At 70.3% G+C, this 17,128-nt stretch carries 13 protein-coding genes and 2 tRNA genes; 3 read left to right on the forward strand and 12 right to left on the reverse strand.

The window, feature by feature from the left end:
* The first annotated feature begins 120 nt into the window (after positions 1-120).
* Complete coding sequence (locus tag ACGFNF_RS27655; RefSeq protein WP_393171682.1) at positions 121-1,272, forward strand: tyrosine-type recombinase/integrase; 1,152 nt, start codon at positions 121-123, stop codon at positions 1,270-1,272.
* A 61-nt stretch (positions 1,273-1,333) separates the two neighbouring features.
* On the opposite strand, the gene ACGFNF_RS27660 is transcribed toward ACGFNF_RS27655, so the two are convergent.
* From ACGFNF_RS27660 to gyrB, 6 genes are all read right to left on the reverse strand, one after another.
* Positions 1,334-1,409: transfer RNA gene (locus tag ACGFNF_RS27660), tRNA-Ala, on the reverse strand.
* A gap of 42 nt (positions 1,410-1,451) precedes the next feature.
* On the reverse strand, positions 1,452-1,580 hold the full coding sequence (locus ACGFNF_RS27665) for a DLW-39 family protein (RefSeq protein WP_210834795.1): 129 nt from the start codon (positions 1,578-1,580) through the stop codon (positions 1,452-1,454).
* 43 nt (positions 1,581-1,623) lie between these two features.
* Positions 1,624-1,697, reverse strand: a tRNA-Ile gene (locus tag ACGFNF_RS27670).
* A 221-nt stretch (positions 1,698-1,918) separates the two neighbouring features.
* Positions 1,919-2,830 (reverse strand): DUF3566 domain-containing protein, encoded by a 912-nt coding sequence (locus ACGFNF_RS27675; protein ID WP_357577058.1) that lies wholly within the window; start codon positions 2,828-2,830, stop codon positions 1,919-1,921.
* A gap of 4 nt (positions 2,831-2,834) precedes the next feature.
* Complete coding sequence (gyrA, locus tag ACGFNF_RS27680; RefSeq protein ID WP_393171777.1) at positions 2,835-6,509, reverse strand: intein-containing DNA gyrase subunit A; 3,675 nt, start codon at positions 6,507-6,509, stop codon at positions 2,835-2,837.
* Positions 6,510-6,744: 235 nt separating this feature from the next.
* A complete protein-coding gene (gene gyrB / locus ACGFNF_RS27685; protein ID WP_151452763.1) occupies positions 6,745-8,691 on the reverse strand; it encodes a DNA topoisomerase (ATP-hydrolyzing) subunit B in 1,947 nt (648 codons plus the stop codon).
* Between the two features lie 505 nt (positions 8,692-9,196).
* Between gyrB and ACGFNF_RS27690 the strand changes: the two genes are divergently transcribed.
* Positions 9,197-9,751, forward strand: a complete 555-nt coding sequence (locus tag ACGFNF_RS27690) for a hypothetical protein (protein WP_132235441.1) — start codon at positions 9,197-9,199, stop codon at positions 9,749-9,751.
* Here the strand turns inward: ACGFNF_RS27690 and ACGFNF_RS27695 are convergent.
* Positions 9,736-10,212 carry a MarR family winged helix-turn-helix transcriptional regulator gene (locus ACGFNF_RS27695; protein WP_393171685.1) on the reverse strand — a complete coding sequence of 159 codons (477 nt, stop codon included), beginning with the start codon at positions 10,210-10,212 and terminating at the stop codon, positions 9,736-9,738. The two genes, ACGFNF_RS27690 and ACGFNF_RS27695, sit on opposite strands and share 16 nt — an antisense overlap.
* A gap of 94 nt (positions 10,213-10,306) precedes the next feature.
* On the opposite strand from ACGFNF_RS27695, the gene ACGFNF_RS27700 reads away from it, so the two are divergent.
* The gene (locus tag ACGFNF_RS27700; protein ID WP_132235445.1) at positions 10,307-10,534 is read left to right on the forward strand and encodes a hypothetical protein; all 228 of its coding nucleotides are present in this window, start codon (positions 10,307-10,309) and stop codon (positions 10,532-10,534) included.
* Between the two features lie 3 nt (positions 10,535-10,537).
* On the opposite strand, the gene ACGFNF_RS27705 is transcribed toward ACGFNF_RS27700, so the two are convergent.
* From ACGFNF_RS27705 to dnaA, 5 genes are all read right to left on the reverse strand, one after another.
* The gene (locus ACGFNF_RS27705; RefSeq protein WP_393171687.1) at positions 10,538-11,158 is read right to left on the reverse strand and encodes a DUF721 domain-containing protein; all 621 of its coding nucleotides are present in this window, start codon (positions 11,156-11,158) and stop codon (positions 10,538-10,540) included.
* Positions 11,148-12,281 carry a DNA replication/repair protein RecF gene (recF, locus tag ACGFNF_RS27710; RefSeq protein ID WP_357577062.1) on the reverse strand — a complete coding sequence of 378 codons (1,134 nt, stop codon included), beginning with the start codon at positions 12,279-12,281 and terminating at the stop codon, positions 11,148-11,150. Before recF ends, ACGFNF_RS27705 begins: the two co-directional genes overlap by 11 nt.
* A 17-nt stretch (positions 12,282-12,298) precedes the next feature.
* Positions 12,299-13,171, reverse strand: a complete 873-nt coding sequence (gene gnd, locus ACGFNF_RS27715) for a phosphogluconate dehydrogenase (NAD(+)-dependent, decarboxylating) (protein ID WP_132235451.1) — start codon at positions 13,169-13,171, stop codon at positions 12,299-12,301.
* Positions 13,172-13,212: 41 nt separating this feature from the next.
* Positions 13,213-14,346 carry a DNA polymerase III subunit beta gene (dnaN, locus tag ACGFNF_RS27720; protein ID WP_393171690.1) on the reverse strand — a complete coding sequence of 378 codons (1,134 nt, stop codon included), beginning with the start codon at positions 14,344-14,346 and terminating at the stop codon, positions 13,213-13,215.
* 761 nt (positions 14,347-15,107) lie between these two features.
* The gene (dnaA, locus tag ACGFNF_RS27725) at positions 15,108-16,943 is read right to left on the reverse strand and encodes a chromosomal replication initiator protein DnaA (RefSeq protein ID WP_393171692.1); all 1,836 of its coding nucleotides are present in this window, start codon (positions 16,941-16,943) and stop codon (positions 15,108-15,110) included.
* Positions 16,944-17,128: the final 185 nt, after the last annotated feature.

The following is a 17,128-nucleotide window of genomic DNA, read 5'->3' on the forward strand; positions in this document are numbered from 1 at the left end:
CTTCTTGTCTGCCATGACGTGGTCCTTCCTGGACAGGATCGACGTCCTGTCCAACGGACCACACCCAGGTCAAACACGGAAATCTACGCAGTCCCGCACGGCAGGGGCAAGCGGTGGCGTGTGCGCTACGCCGACGCGGCTGGTGAGTCCCGAGAGAAGCTGTTCGAGCGCAAGACCGACGCGGAAGCCTTCGACCTGAAGGCCCGTGCCGGCATCGCGGAGGAAGCCAAGATTGATCAGGCGGAACGGCAGGTCACCTTCCGCGAGTACGGCGAGCGGTGGCGGCTCTCGCGTGAGATCGGCTGGGCCTTGGAGACCCGAGACCGGGTCAAGTCCAACCTGAGCCGCCACCTGTACCCGGTGTTTGGTGACCGTCCGCTTCGGTTGATCCGGCTGACCGGGGTGTTGGAGTGGTTGACTCGGCGGTTGGACGAAGGCACGCCGAAATCGTCGCTGAAGCTGTACTTCGAACTGCTGGATGCGGTCCTCAACGCCGCCGTCACCGACAAGATCATTGCTGACAATCCGTGCGATGGGGTGCGGCTCTCTCAGGTCCTGCGGGGCATGTCTCGGGTCCCGAAGTGGGTTCCGACTGAGGGCGACGTGCTCGCGCTGTTGGACGCCGTGCCGGCGCGGTACCGGGCGGCCGTCTGGCTGGGTGCCGGCCAGGGTTGCCGGTTCGGTGAAATGTTGGGGATGGAGGCTGGCACCCGGTGTGTCGACCGGGGGCGCGGGGAGCTGCACGTCGTTCAGCAGCTGCGCTATGCACCGCAGGAATACGGCGGTGTCTACCTGTGCGAGCCGAAGTCCAGATCATCGGGCACCATCGATCTTGATCCGTTCGTGGGTCAAGTGCTGGCCGATCACGTCCGGGACTTCCCGCCCGAACCGGTGGAGATGGTCGACATCACCTCCGGTGAGCCCGTGCGGCGAACCGTTCCGTTGCTGTTCACCACCACCCGGGGCAACGCCTTCACTGATCGCACGTGGTCCCGAGAGTGGGCCGGATGGCGTGATGCCGCTGGTTGGCCTCAGAAGCATGGCGGGTTTCACGCACTTCGGCACTTCTTCGCCACGACGCTGATCACCAACCACGTCGAGCCGCAGGAGGTGCAGCGTCTGCTCCGGCACAGGACGTTGCGCATCACGTTGGAGACGTACGTGCACTGGCTACCGAAGCGAGACCGGCCCAGCGGCGTCATTGGCTCGGTCCTGAGCTCAGCGGCGGAACGTGCCAACAGGGCGACCATCCGGCCGCAAGATCATGACTGACCTGTGCCCGGCTTGTGCCCGTTGATCTTGCGATGAGAATTCGCCTGCTCAGAGGCGGTATTGGTGGAGCCCAGGGGACTCGAACCCCTAACCCCTGCCTTGCAAAGGCAGTGCTCTGCCAGTTGAGCTAGGGCCCCGGGAGGCGGACGAAGCCGCCGGTGCCGGCAGTGCCAGCGGGATCAGCGCAGGTCGGGCGCGGTGGTCGCCTCGTGCCACAGGGCGCGCTCGTCGTTGGAAGCCTTGACCTTCCTGGCCACCACGGCTGCCACACCAACGACGCCGGCCAGGATCAGAAGCTTCTTGAACATGGGGCCTACCCTCGCGCTCGACTGCCGTCGGACGAATGTGCGGTGGGGCTAGCTGGAATCGAACCAGCGACCTCAGAGTTATCAGCTCTGCGCTCTAACCGACTGAGCTATAGCCCCGCGTGGCGACGAGCAAGGTTAACCCATCCGTCCGGCCGGCCCCAAATCGGGGGCCGCCGCGACGTCCGGGCGTTGCCGTCGCTTCTGAACCTACCGGAGGCTTCCCGCCCGACCCAGCCGATTACGCCGCCCGCACGGCCCGCCCCGACGCCCGGTGACGTGCTCCGGACGCACGAAAGCCGGGGCTCCGCGCTCGGCGGTGCCCCGGCTTCCGAGGTGGTTCAGTCGCGCTCGGCGAGGGTCAGCTCGATGCCGCCGACCAGGTCCGCGCAGACGTTGTAGACGAACGCCCCGAGCGTGGCGAGCGCCGTGAACAGCACGACGTTGACCAGGCCGATCAGCGCCGAGCTGAGGATCACGCCCTTGGCGGTGATCTGGAAGCCGCTGGTGCTCTGGCCGCCGCCCGCGCTGACCAGGTCGGTCAGGCTGTCGTTGACGCTGGTGAACACGCCCATCGCGTCGAGGGCCAGGTAGAGCACCGAGGTGGCCACCACCACGACGATGAAGAGCACCACCGAAACCGCGAACGCGAACTTCATGACGGACCAGGGGTCGATCCGCTTGAGGTTCAGCCGGGCCCGGCGCGGCCCGCGCGACGCGGCCGAGCTGACCGACGTACGCGCGGCGCGTACCGCGTCACCCACACGGGCCGCCCCGACGGCGGCGGCGCCGCTGATACCCGGCGGCAGGCCGCCCCCGTTGGCGGGGCGGCCGGCGCCGGTCGGGCGGGCGCCGTCCGGCTGCGGCTTCGCGGTGCCCGTGACGCGGGGCTGCGTGCCGGTGGTGCCCGTGATCCGCGGCTGTGTCCCGGTGGTGCCGGTCGACTGGGCGGCACCGACCTTCAGCGGCTGCGTTGTCGTCGGTGTGGCGGCGGCCGGCTTGGCGGCGGGGGCCGGCTTGTCGACCCCCACCGCTTCGGTCCGGTCCGCCGCGTCGCCGTCCTCGGAGGGCTTGTCCGGAGGCGGTGTCATCCCGGGGGCCCGGGTGAATTTCGGGGCAGGCGCGTCGGCGGGGACGGTCGCCCGGCCCACGGCCGCGCGGCCGGTCGCTGGTGTGCCGCTCTTCGCGGCCTCCTCGTCGACCGGGGTGGCCGAGGTCCCCGTGTTCCCCGACTTCGCCTGTGTCTCCGTCATTCAACTAGTCCTGTTCGTCAGGCTCGTCGGCATTGCGAGCAATCGCCACGATAGTCACGCCATCCGGAAGGTCCATCAGCTTGACCCCCATTGTGTTCCGGTCACGCGTACGGCGTACAGGCTTCACCGGAGTCCGGATGACACCACCGTTGCTGGTGATCGCGAACAGCTCGTCGTCCGGGTCGATCACCACCGCGCCGACCAGACCACCGCGCCGCTCGGTGATCTTCGCAGTCAGCACGCCCTTACCTCCCCGGCCCTGCACGGGGTATTCCTCGATCGGGGTGCGTTTCGCGTATCCCCCGTTCGTGGCCACCAGGACGTCCAGCCCTTCGCGGACCACCTCCATGGCCAGCAGGACGTCTTCCTCGCTGAAGCGCATGCCGATCACGCCCGAGGTGGCCCGCCCCATCGGGCGCAACGCCTCGTCGCTCGCGTTGAACCGGATCGCCTGCGCGTTCTTCGAGACCAGCAGCAGATCCTCCTCCGGCGCGACGAGCGCCGCCCCGACCAGCTCGTCCTCGTCGCGCAGGTTGATCGCGATGATGCCGCCGGACCGGGGGGAGTCGAACTCCTCGAGCCGAGTCTTCTTCACCAGGCCGTTCTTCGTGGCAAGTACCAGGTAGGGGGCCACCTGGTAATTCGGAATCTCGATGATCTGCGCGATCTGCTCGTCGGGCTGGAACGCGAGCAGATTGGCCACGTGCTGGCCCTTGGCCACCCTACTGGCCTCCGGCAGTTCGTACGCCTTCGCCCGGTAGACGCGCCCCTTGTTGGTGAAGAAGAGCATCCAGTCGTGGGTCGAGCATACGAAGAAGTGGCTGACGATGTCGTCCTGTCGGAGCGTCGCCCCGCTGACACCCTTGCCGCCACGACGCTGTGACCTGTAGAGGTCGACCTTGGTCCGCTTCGCGTAACCCGTACGGGTGATCGTGACCACCACGTCCTCGCGGGCGATGAGGTCCTCCATGGAGACCTCGCCCTCGAACGGCACGATCTTGGTGCGCCGCTCGTCGCCCCACTTGGCGACGATCTCGCCCAGCTCCTCCGAGACGATCCTGCGCTGCCGCTCGGGCTTGGCGAGGATGTCCTTGAGGTCGGCGATCTCCACCTCCAGCTTTGCCAGGTCGTCCAGGATCCGCTGCCGCTCCAGCGCGGCGAGCCGGCGCAACTGCATGTCGAGGATCGCGGTCGCCTGGATCTCGTCGATCTCCAGCAGCCGGATCAGGCCCTGCCGGGCGTCCTCGACCGTGGGCGAGCGCCGGATCAGGGCGATCACCTCGTCGAGGGCGTCCAGCGCCTTGGAGAGGCCGCGCAGGATGTGCGCCCGCTCCTCCGCCTTGCGCAGCCGGAACGCCGTCCGCCGGCGGATCACGTCGATCTGGTGCTCGACGTAGTAGCGGATGAACTGGGCCAGGTTGAGCGTGCGCGGCACCCCGTCGACAAGCGCCAGCATGTTGGCGCCGAAGGTCTCCTGGAGCTGGGTGTGCTTGTAGAGGTTGTTCAGCACCACCTTGGCGACCGCGTCGCGCTTGAGCACGAGCACGATCCGCATGCCGGTACGCCCGGAGGACTCGTCGCGGATGTCGGCGATGCCGGCGAGCTTGCCCTCCTTGATCAGCTCAGCGATCCGCTCGGCCAGGTTGTCCGGGTTCACCTGGTAGGGCAGCTCGCTGACGACCAGGCAGGGGCGACCCCGCTTGTCCTCCTCGACCTCCACCACGGCCCGCATCCGGATCGACCCGCGCCCGGTGCGGTACGCGTCCTGGATCGCCTGCGTGCCCACGATCAGGCCGTGGGTGGGGAAGTCCGGCCCCTTGACGATCTCCAGCAGCGCGTCGAGGGTGGTGGCCTCGTCCTCCTCCGGGTGCTCCAGGCACCACTGCACGGCCGCGCCGATCTCGCGCAGGTTGTGCGGCGGGATCTTGGTGGCCATGCCGACCGCGATGCCCTCGGAGCCGTTGACGAGCAGGTTCGGAATCCGCGACGGCAGAATGGTGGGCTCCTTGGCCCGGCCGTCGTAGTTGTCCTGAAGGTCGACGGTGTCCTCGTCGATGTCCCGCAGCATCTCCATGGCCAGCGGGTCGAGCTTGCACTCGGTGTTGTGGCTGACGAAGCCGTCCGAGACGAACGAGTGGTCGTCGGTGTCCACCCGGATGCTGTAGACCGGCTGCACCCCGGCGTCGTCGACGCTGGTGGCCTCGGCGTAGTAGAACCGGCCGTCGACCAACGGCTCGACCACGTCGAGCACCTCGATGTCGGTGATCCGGGCCGCGATCTCGTCGCGGTCCCGCTCCCAACGCTCGATGCGGTCGACGTTGTGCCGACGCAGCCAGTCCCGCTCGGTCCAGCGGCTCGCACCGTGCTCGCGGATGAAGTCACCGACGAGCGGGGCGTGGTCGCCGGAGAGCGCGGTGCTGGTTGCCGGGATCGACGCCAGCTCGGACTCCAGCTTGGTCTGCTTGCGGCCGAGGAAGCCGACCTGGGCGGCGAAGATCCGCGCGTCGCGGCGGTTGGTCACCACGACCTTGATCTCGCCGTTGTCGTACCGGCACTGCCTGCTGACCACGCCGAACTCGAGCAGCAACTGCTGGACCTCGCGGGCCAGCCGCTCGCTGCGGGTCGAGTACGAGACCTGGATGGTGTTGCGCGGCAGCAGCGACGAGGAGCCGTCGCCCTCGAAGAGCGCCTGGAGGAAGGCCCTCTTGACCGCCGCCGGCCCCTGCCAGACGAACTCGGGCACGAACTTGTCGGCGCTGCGCGCCCCGACCAGATCGCCGAGGAGGCTCTGCCGGAGGGCGGAGAGGTCCTGGACGTCGAGTTCGTGCAGCAGGCTGCCGGAGGCGATGGTGCGCTGGCTGACGTACCGCCGGCCGCCCACTGCCAGGTCGTAGGCCGCGAGGACCCGGACGAAGAACTCGCGGTCCACGTTGTTGAAGCCCGCCCGCCCCTCCGAGACCCAGCCTTCGCTGACGAAGGCACCGGCCAGGACGGCGGCCTCGACGTGCTCCAACATCGGGTAGCCGATCTCGTCGGGCACCGTGCGCTGGAGCACCACCCGGTCGCCCGGGGAGATCTCGGCCAGCAGCTTCCACAGCAGGGTCGGCACGCCGGCCACGTCCACCAGGCAGAGCACCGGGTGGTTGTGGGTGCCGGTCAGCTCGTACCCCTCGCGGGTGCGCAGCTTCAGCGTCGGGTGCTCGCCGGAGTGGAAGAACTTCGAGGCGCGGACCAGGTCGCCGTTGCGGTCCCGGACCTTGAGGTCGATGTCCGTCTCGCTGCTCGGCGCCGCGCCGGGCACGATCTCACCGATCCGGACGGACCCTTCGGCGGTACGAACCCGCGCGTCCCCGGTCAGGCAGTAGCGCATGGCCGCAGCCGGGTCATTGCCCGGCGAGCCGAAGTTGCCGTTGCCGTCGACCAGCGGGTAGCGCAGCGACCAGGGCTGCGCCATCCGGACCAGCGCGTCGTAGATCGCCGAGTCGCCGTGCGGGTGGAACTGGCCCATCACGTCGCCGACCACGCGGGAGCACTTCACGTAGCCCCGGTCCGGCCGGTAGCCGGAGTCGAACATGGCGTAGAGGATCTTGCGGTGGACCGGCTTGAGCCCGTCCCGGACGTCCGGCAGCGCCCGCCCGACGATGACGCTCATCGCGTAGTCGAGGTAGGAGCGCTGCATCTCCACCTCGAGCCCGACCGGTTCGATGCGGTCGTGCGCGACGACGGCGGCGACGGTCTCCGGGAGCTCGGGCTCGTTGGGTGTGGACTCGGGGATATCGGTCACTGTTAACCCTTATCAGACTCAGAGTCGTTTTCGTGCTGTGGATAACGGCTGTGGATACCGGCCGCGCTGTGGATAACTCTGTGGACAGGCGGGTCGACCGGTGGATGACCGGCCGGCCCGCCGGGACCCGTCAGATGTCCAGGAACCGGACGTCCTTGGCGTTGCGCTGGATGAACGAGCGGCGCGCCTCGACGTCCTCACCCATCAGCACGCTGAACAACTCGTCGGCGGTGGCCGCGTCGTCGAGCGTGACCTGACGCAGCGTACGCGTTGCCGGGTTCATCGTGGTCTCCCACAGTTCGGGGTAGTTCATCTCGCCGAGGCCCTTGAACCGCTGGATGTCGTCCGGCTTCGCGTTCGGCTTCTTCTGCTGGCGCAGCGCGATCAGCCCGTCCCGCTCGCGGTCCGAGTACGCGTACTGCGCGTCGTCGCCGCGCTTGTTCCACTTGATCTTGTAGAGCGGCGGGGCGGCCAGGTAGACGTGCCCCATCTCGACCAGCGGGCGCATGAAGCGGAAGAGCAGCGTGAGCAGCAGCGTCTGGATGTGCTGGCCGTCGACGTCGGCGTCGGCCATCAGCACCACCTTGTGGTAGCGCAGCTTCTCCATGTCGAAGTCGTCGTGGATGCCGGTGCCCAGCGCGGTGATCAGCGCCTGGACCTCGTTGTTCTTCAGCACCCGGTCGATCCGGGCCTTCTCCACGTTGAGGATCTTGCCGCGGATCGGCAGGATCGCCTGGGTCCGCGGGTCACGGCCCTGCTTGGCCGAGCCGCCGGCCGAGTCGCCCTCGACGATGAAGACCTCGGACTCGCGCGGGTCGGTGGACTGGCAGTCGGCCAGCTTGCCCGGCATCGAGCCGGACTCCAGCAGGGACTTGCGCCGGGCCAGCTTGCGCGCCTGCTGGGCGGCGATCCGGGCCCGGGCGGCCTGGGACGCCTTCTGGATGATGATCTTCGCCTCGGCCGGGTTGCGGTCGAACCAGTCGACCAGCCGGTCGTTGCAGACGCGCTGCACGAAGCTCTTCACCGGGGTGTTGCCCAGCTTGGTCTTGGTCTGGCCCTCGAACTGCGGGTTGGCCAGCTTGACCGAGATGATCGCGGCCAGGCCCTCGCGGATGTCCTCGCCGGAGAGCTTCTCGTCGCCCTTGAGCAGCTTCTTGTCGGTGCCGTAGCGGTTGACGACGCTGGTCAGCGCGGCCCGGAAGCCCTCCTCGTGGGTGCCGCCCTCGTGGGTGTTGATCGTGTTGGCGAAGGTGTAGACCGACTCGCCGTAGGACTCGTTCCACTGCATGGCGATCTCGACCGACATGCCCTCCTCCTCGGCGCCGAACTCGACCACGGTCTTGTGGATCGGGTTCTTCGAGGCGTTGAGGTGCCGGACGAAGTCGGCGATGCCGCCCTTGTAGCAGAAGGTGACCTCGCGCGGCTTGCCCTCCTCGCCCTCCGGGACCCGCTCGTCGAGCAGGTGGATGGTGAGGCCCCGGTTGAGGAAGGCCATCTCCTGGAGCCGCCGGTAGATGGTCTGGAAGTCGAAGTCGACAGTCTCGAACACGTCGGCGTCGGGCCAGAAGGCCACCGCGGAGCCGGTGCGGTCGGTCGACTCGCCCTTCTCCAGCGGGGTCGGCTTCGAGTTGTGGTACTGCTGCCGCCAGACGAAGCCGGACTTGTGGATCTCCACCGCCATCTTGGTGGAGAGGGCGTTCACCACGGAGACGCCGACGCCGTGGAGACCGCCGGAGACCGCGTACGCCTTGCCGTCGAACTTGCCGCCCGCGTGCAGCACGGTCAGCGCCACCTCGACACCCGGCTTCTTCAGCTTCGGGTGCAGGTCGACCGGGAAACCCCGGCCGTTGTCGGTGACCCGGACCCCGCCGTCGGCGAGCAGCACCACGTCGATGGTGTCGCAGTGGCCGGCCAGCGCCTCGTCCACCGCGTTGTCGACGACCTCCCACACCAGGTGGTGCAGACCGCGCTCACCGGTCGACCCGATGTACATACCGGGGCGCTTCCGGACCGCCTCCAGCCCCTCGAGAACGGTGATCGACCCGGCGCCGTACTCCTGCTTGTCCTGCGCTGCCACCTTCGGCCACTTTCTCGCGCCGTCCGCGCCTGGTGGCGCGTCGGGCGCGGGTTCGGCGGACAGGACGCGACGTCGACGCGCAGACCGGCACCGGGACAATTCCGGGGTACGGGTCGAACGCGCCGGTCGCCGCGGTTGCCCGCGGATCGCGATCGGCTCGACCCGACGTGGACAATGATCGCGGGCCCCGCTCCGGGCCCGTGTCTCGTCGCTCCGCACCGGGTCTTCGTCTCAGGCTCAATCTTACTGTGCGCGGACGACAGAACCACCACTCGGCACCCCTGCGAGGCGGCTGAGACCGACGTAGCCGGCCGAACCGCGCCGCCCGCGACTCCCCCTACACGCCAGGGGGCGATCGAGGGCGGCGCCGCCTGACGATCGGTGCCGGTCGGGCGGCGGGAACGCCACCGCCGCCACGCCGTCGGCCCGGCCTTGATCTTTTCGGGCCGGAACCGGACGATCGAGCCGATACGAACTATCCGTGCTCTCGAAGAGGTGACGCCCGATGGGGCTGGACAACGTCGCGGTGCAGTGGCCGCGGACCGGCCGCTTCTACGATCCGGTCGCGCCGGCCGAGTTCGTCGACTTCGGCGACATTGTCGACATGCCCCGCATCTCCGCGCCCACCGCGGCGCTCGCCGAGCTGATCGCCAAGACCGGCACCGTGCGGGCGACCGCGTACACCGAACTGGTCGACCTCCTGCTCGGCCTGGAGGGTGTGCTCTACGCCACTGACGCGGCGGCCGAGGACGAGGATCCGGTGATCGATCCCGACGGCTGTGCCTGGGTCGCCGGCGGCATCGAGCGGTTCGTGACGGGCCACCGCCCGCACGGCGAGGCCGTCACCTTCGACTCGGTGAGCCAGGTGCTGCGGTCGCTGCTCGCCGACGGGCGATTGGCCGAGCAGCAGTTGCGCTGGCTCGACAGCCGCCTGGACGCGCTGCGCGACGAGAGCGGCGAGCCGCCGCAGTGGAACTTCACATGCGCCGAGCTGGCCGTGCTGGCGGCCTTCTACCGGCGCTGCGCCGACCGCGGCTTCGCCGTCTACGCCGACGCCTGACCCCTCTCCGCGGCTGACCCGCGGTTGGCGGCGTCGATGACCCGGGTCAGCACGGCGTGCAGGTGGCGCAGGTCCTCGACCGGCATGCCGAGCCGTTCGACGATCGCGGGCGGGATCTGCTCGGCCCGCGCCCGCAGCGCCTGGCCGGCGGCGGTCAGCGTCACCGCGAGGCTCCGCTCGTCGGCGGGGTCGCGCTCGCGCCGGACGTAGCCGGTCGCCTCCAGCCGCTTGAGCAGGGGCGACAGCGTGCCGGGGTCGAGCTGGAGCAGGCGGCTGAGGTCGCGTACGGACAGCGGTGCGTGCTGCCAGAGGGCGAGCATCACCAGGTACTGCGGGTGGGTGAGCCCCATCGGCTCCAGCAGGGGGCGGTAGACGGCGACGACGCCGCGCGCGGCGACGGAGAGCGCGAAGCACACCTGCTGCTCCAGCGCCAGGGGATCCCCGTCGGGCTTGTCGGTCACGGGCGGGCCTCCTCGTCGTCGTTGCGAGCGTACCAATGATTGGTGTACCAATGTTTTGTACGCCAATCGTTCCCGTCGCACCGGAGGCCAGGCGATGACCGAGGAGAAGCCCACCCCGAAGGCCCCGGGCGAGGGCGGCCGCCTGATGGCCTGGGCGTTCCGGCGCCTCGCCGGCCCGCCCGAGGTACAGGGCGCGGTGCAGGGCGGCTCGAACCACGCCCGGGAGGCGTGGAAGCGGGACCTGGAGCGGCGCAAGCAGTGGAGCCGCGAGCAGCGCGAGCGCAAGCGCGCCGAGCGGGAGGCCCGGCGCGAGGGTCGCTGACCGTCAGCCGTAGGTGTCCCGCGGGCCGCGGCCACGGACCCGGCGCGGGCCCTTCGACCAGGAGGGCGCCGCCGGGCCGTGGATGTGCAGCTTGCGCACCACGTTGTGGCCGACCTCGCTGGCAATCTGCTTGAGCAGCGAGCCGGCCAGCAGCCGCAGCTGGGTGGCCCACGCGGTCGAGCGGGCCTCCACGGTCAGTTCGCCGTCCTCCAGCTTCACCGGCCGGCTGTGCTGGGCCACCTCCGGGCCCACCACCCGCTCCCAGGCGCCGAACACCGTCGCCTCGGCCGCCGGCTGCTGCCAGCCACGCGCCTTGACGAGCCGGTTGAGCACCGCGCCGAGCGGCTGCGGATCGCGCGGGTCCGGCCCGGGGCCGGAGTAGCCGCGCAGCCGCCGCTCCTGGCCGCCGTCGCCTCCGCCGCCACCTGAGGTACGCCGCCGCGTGCGCGCCGCCTCCCGGCGGGCCTTCGCCGCGTCCAGCACCGCCCGGGCCAGCTCCGGCCCGCTCGCGCCGTCCGCCGGGCCACCGGAGTCCGCCGCGCCGCCGTTGCCCGCCGCGCCTCCGGTCGTTCCGCCGGCCCGGCCCGGGCCGAGCCGGGCCGGCGGAAGCTGCTCATCCGGCACGTCGCACCGTCCCCTCGCCCACGGCGTACCGGGCGCCGCGCAGGGACACCGGCACGTCCTCGTCGACCGCGCAGGTCACCAGCAGCTGGCTCGCCCCGCCGACCAGCTCCGCCAGCCGCTCCCGCCGCCCGGCGTCCAGCTCGGCGAAGACGTCGTCGAGCACCAGCACCGGCTCGATGCCGTCGGAGCGGAGCAGGTCGTAGGCGGCGAGCCGCAGCGCCAGGGCGTACGACCAGGACTCGCCGTGGCTCGCGTACCCCTTGGCGGGCAGCGGGCCCAGCGTCAGCGCCAGTTCGTCGCGGTGCGGGCCGACCAGGGTGGTGCCCCGCTCGACCTCGGCGGAGCGGGACTCGACGAGCGCGGCGGTCAGCGCCGCCGCCAGGGCCTCGCGGTCGGTGGTGGGCTCGGCCAGTTCCACCGACGGCCGGTACGCGATCCCGGCCGCCCCCCGTCCCGCCGCGACGGCGTCGTACGCCTTCGTCACGTGCGGGCCCAGCGCGGCGACCAGTTCCAGCCGGCCGGCGAGCAGCTCGGCGCCGTGTCGGGCCAGGTGGGTGTCCCAGACCGCCAGGGTCGACAGGTCCCCGCCCCGCGACCCGCCCGTCTTGCGGGCCAGGTACGCGGTGCGCAGCAACGCGTTGCGCTGCTTGACCACCCGCTCGTAGTCGGCCCGCACCCCGGCGAACCGGGGCTGACGGCTGACCAGCAGGTCGTCGAGGTAGCGGCGGCGCTCGGCCGGGTCGCCCCGGACGAGTTCCAGGTCCTCCGGGGCGAACAGCACCAGCCGCAGCGCGCCGAGGACGTCCCGCGCCCGGCGGGCCGGCGACCGCCCGAGCCGGGCCCGGTTGGCCTTGCCCGGAACGATCTCCAGCTCGACCAGCAGCTCGCGCCCCTCGTGCACGACCGCGCAGCGGATCACCGCCGAGGAGGCGCCCATCCGGACGAGGGGGGCGTCCGTGGCGACCCGGTGCGAATCCAGGGTCGCCACGTAGCCCAGCGCCTCGACCAGGTTCGTCTTGCCGACGCCGTTGGCACCGGTCAGGACGTTCGCCCCCGGCTCCAGGTCCACGCCGACCCGCTCGTACGAGCGGAAGTCGACCAGTTCGAGCCGGCGGACGTACACAGGCGCGGGGATTCCGGTCAGCGCTTGCGGACGGCGTGCCCGCCGAACTGCTGGCGCAGCGCGGCGACGGCCTTCATGGCGGGCGAGTCGTCCTGGCGGGAGGCGAAGCGGGCGAAGAGCGAGGCGGTGATCACGTTCAGCGGCACGGCCAGCCGGACGGCCTCGTCGACCGTCCAGCGGCCCTCGCCCGTGTCCTCCGTGTAGCCGCTCAGCTCGGCCAGCTCCGGGTCCTCGTCGAGGGCCCGGTCCAGCAGGTCGAGCAGCCAGGAGCGGACCACGGTGCCCTCACGCCAGGACTTGAACACCCCCGGCACGTTGGTGACCAGCTCGGACTTGGCCAACAGCTCGTAGCCCTCGGCGTAGGCGTGCATCAGGCCGTACTCGATGCCGTTGTGCACCATCTTGGCGTAGTGCCCGGCGCCGACCGGCCCGGCGTGCACGAAGCCGAACTCGCCCTCCGGCTTCAGCGACTCGAAGATCGGCATGAGCCGGTCGACGTGCTCCTGGGCGCCGCCGACCATCAGCGCGTAGCCGTTCTGCCGGCCCCAGACGCCGCCGGAGACGCCGGCGTCGAGGTAGCCGATGCCGCGCTCGTTCAGCCGCTCGGCGCGGGGCGCGTCGTCGCTGAAGCGGGAGTTGCCGCCGTCGATGATGATGTCGCCCTCGCCGAGGACGTCGGCGAGCTCGTCGATGGTCGCGTCGGTGACGCCGGCGGGGACCATGACCCAGATCGCGCGGGGCGACTCCAGCTTCTCCGCCAGCTCCGCCAGGGTCGCGACATCGCTCAGCTCCGCGTTGTGGTCGAAGCCGACCACCTCGTGCCCGGCGGCGCGCAACCGCTCGCGCATGTTGCCGCCCATCCGGCCGAGCCCTACCAGGCCGAGCTGCATGTGTTCCTACCTCCGTGCGTCGGGGTCTTCTCGGGGCGCGATCAGCGGGAGACGCGGATCGGCATGATGAGGTACCGGTACCCGGGGATGACCTCGCCATCCTCGCCGGCGGGCGAAATCACCGCGGGCTTGAAGGCGTCGACGAACGAGAGCACGGCGAACTGGGCCCCCAGGTTGGTCAGGCCGTCGATCAGGTACTGGGGGTTGAAGCCGATGGTCAGCGGGTCGCCGGTGAAGGTGGCCTCCATGGCCTCGCTGGCCCGCGCCTCCTCGGTGCCGCCGGCCTCGACCACCAGGCCGTCGGTACTGAAGCTGAGCAGCACCGGGGTGGTCCGCTCGGCCACCAGGGCGACGCGCTTGACGACCTCGATCAGGGTGCTGACGGGCACCCTCGCCTCGGCGTTGTGGCTGGCCGGAAAGAGCGAGCGCACCGGCGGGTAGTTCGCGCCGTCGAGCAGCCGGCTGGTGGTGCGCCGGGTGCCGCCGGCAAAGCCGATCATTCCCTCGCCGGCCGCGCCCTGGGAGAGCGCCATGACGACCTGGCCACCGATCGGGCCGAGGGCCTTGGCGGTGTCGTGCAGGGTCCGGGCCGGCACGAGGGCGTTGACGCTCACCTCGGGGTCGTCCGGGTTCCACTCCATCTCGCGCAGGGCCAGCCGGTAGCGGTCGGTGGCGAGCATGGCCAGCGTGCCGCCGGAGAGCTCGATGCGTACGCCGGTCATCATCGGCAGCGTCTCGTCGCGCCCGGCGGCGATGGCCACCTGGGCGACCGCGGCGGCGAAGGCGGCGGCGTTGACGGTGCCGGTGCTCTCCGGCATCTCCGGCAGGGACGGGTAGTCCTCGACCGGCATGGTGGGCAGGGTGAACCGGGCGCTGCCGCAGACCAGCTCGAGGTGCGCGCCGACGGCGGCGATGTCCACCGGCTTGGCGGGCAGTGCCTTGGTGATCTCGGCCAGCAGCCGGCCGGAGACCAGGGCGGCGCCGTCGGCGTCCCCCTGCACCTCGACGGTCACCTGGCTGGAGACCTCGTAGTCGAAGCCCGAGACCTGCAGGTTGCCGTCGGTGACGCGCAGCATCACGCCGGCGAGCACCGGTACGGACGGCCGGTTGGGCAGGCTCTTCGCGGTCCAGGCCACGGCCTCAGCGAGCGCGTCGCGCTCCACTCGGAACTTCATCAATGCCTCCGCGTCGACGTCAGCGACAACTCTCTCATGCCGACCGCTGCCTACCGACCCGCCTGTCCGTGCGGGTACCCATCGCACCTTAGGGCGCGTGGGCATCGGCTGTGCGCCCGACCCCGTGGACTCCTGGTGCCGGGAGGCCGTCCACGACGGCGTTCCGGCCAATCCACAGGAAGTCCAACGGTGATGATTGGTTTTTGTTCTCTTAGAAGAGATAACTCGTCATCTTCATCGCACCTGTGCAAACTGTGGAGAACCCGCGTTTACGCAGCTCAGACACGTTATCCACCGGTGGTTTACCTGTGGAGAACCCGGGGTAAAACTCGCCTTCCGGTCCACAGGCGGCCAGCGCCCCCAGGTTGTCCACCGTCGTCCACCGGTTATCCACCGGTTATCCACCGACTTTCTCCCCAGACCTGTGGACAGGCGGAAGCCGCAGCGACGGCGTCATCCCCAGAACCTTCAACAGGTTTCCCACAGGCCGACCGTCGTCGGTGGACAACCACCCGGTTGTCCCCAGGCGTCCACAGGTCGTCCCCAGGGTTTGTCCACAACCTGTGGGTAACCGGAGCGTGGACGGACCGTAGTTTCCCACAGGCTGTGGACAACGAGATGTGGACAACGATCGGGGCGGTGGACGGTCACGGCTCAGATGCTGTGGCCTAGACCATGTCGAGGGTCAAGCCGGGACCGGCTGTGGAGGACGAAAAAGCGCCCGACCGATGGTCCGGTCGGGCGCGTTCGTCGGCCGTCGCTCAGGTGTTCTGCTTGATCCGGTTGGTCAGCTCGGCGATCTGGTTGTAGAGCGAACGGCGCTCGGCCATCTGCTGACGGATCTTGCGGTCGGCGTGCATGACCGTGGTGTGGTCCCGGCCGCCGAAGGCCTGCCCGATGCGGGGCAGCGACAGGTCGGTCAGCTCCCGGCACAGGTACATGGCCACCTGGCGGGCGTTCACCAGCACCCGGGAGCGGGAGTGGCCGCGCAGGTCCTCCAGGCTCACCCCGAAGTAGTCGGCGGTGGAGACCATGATCTGGTCGGCGGTGATCTCCGGCCCGGCGCCGTCCGGGATGAAGTCCCGCAGCACCTCCTCGGCCAGCGCCAGCTCGACCGTCGAGCGGGTCAGGCTGGCGAACGCCGTCACCCGGATCAGCGCGCCCTCCAGCTCCCGGATCGAGTTCGACACCCGCGAGGCGATGAACTCCAGCACGTCCGGTGGGGCGTAGAGACGCTCCTGAGCCGCCTTCTTCTGCAGGATCGCGATCCGGGTCTCCAGGTCCGGCGGCTGGATGTCGGCGAGCAGCCCCCACTCGAAGCGGGTACGCAGCCGGTCCTCCAGGGTCGCGAGCTGCTTCGGCGACCGGTCCGAGGTGATCACGATCTGCTTGTTGGCGTTGTGCAGGGTGTTGAACGTGTGGAAGAACTCCTCCTGCGTACGCTCGCGGTTCTCCAGGAACTGGATGTCGTCGATCAGCAGGATGTCGACGTCGCGGTAGCGCCGCTGGAACGCACTGGTCTTGTCGTCCCGGAGCGAGTTGATGAAGTCGTTGGTGAACTCCTCGGTCGAGACGTACCGCACCGAGCGCGCGTTGCCCAGCGTCGTGGCGTAGTGCCCGATGGCGTGCAGCAGGTGCGTCTTGCCCAGCCCCGAGCTGCCGTAGATGAACAGCGGGTTGTACGCCTTCGCCGGCGACTCGGCGACCGCGACGCTCGCCGCGTGGGCGAAGCGGTTGGACGAGCCGATGACGAACGTCTCGAACATGTACTTCGGGTTGAGCCGGTTGCCCCCGCCGTCGACGCCGGGCATGCGGCGGTCGTCACGGCCACCGGGCCGGTGATCCGCGCCACCCCGCCCGGGTCCGTTGTCCGTGCCGGTGTCGCGGGGCAGGGCCCGGATCACGTGCTGGTCCCGGGGGGAGACGGCGTCCTCGCGGTAGCGCGGCTCGTACCCCCGGGTGTCGGCGGCCGGCGGGTCCAGCCGGGCGGTCTGCTCGTCGTAGCCCCGGCGCTCGGACGGGTGCCGCGGCGGCCCCGACCGGTCGGGGCGCGGCGGCTCGGCGAAGGCGGTGCTGAACAGGGCCTCCTGCCCGTCCCGGTCGTCCGGCCGGTGCCCGTCGTCGCCCGGCGACGACGCGTCGGGCCGGCGCCGGGGGTGCGCCTGCTCGGGGATGAGTGGCGACTGCCCGGCGTCGTGGTCCCCGCCGTCGCGCTGCCCGGGCAACCCGTCGTAGCCGGCGTCGGCGTAGCCGGGCGGCCCGCCGTCGTGGTCGGCCGGCCCCGGCTCGGGAACACTGCGGTAGACGGTCCCCGCCGGGCGGCCGGAACCGCCGTCCTCGGTCACGCGTACGGTCACCGCGACCTGGATCGGTCGGCCCAGTCGGCGGGTGAGCGCCTCCGTGATCGCCGGGCGCAGGCGGGACTCGATCACGTCCCGGGTGAAGGCGTCCGGGACGGAGAGCAGCGCCGTGTCCTCGACGATGGCCCGCAGCCGGGTCAGCCGCAGGTACGCCCGCTGCTGCGCGGAAATGATCTCGTCGGCGAGCTCGTCGGTCGTTGCTGTCCACACCGCGGCAAGGTCGGTCGTACCGGTCACCGTCGTGCCACCCCCTCGCCTCTGCTCCGCCGACGCCGCCGTCTTCTCCGGTCGGCCGTCCCGGGCCCGCCGCGTACGCGCGGGTGGAACGACACCCACCGGACGACCGACCGGTCCTCGTCCACAAGTTATCCACAGCCTGTGTACGCACCGATTGTGGCCGCCCGCCGGACGCGGGTCGGACC

This window comes from Micromonospora sp. NPDC048868 (genome assembly GCF_043198195.1).
GTDB lineage: Bacteria > Actinomycetota > Actinomycetes > Mycobacteriales > Micromonosporaceae > Micromonospora > Micromonospora reichwaldensis.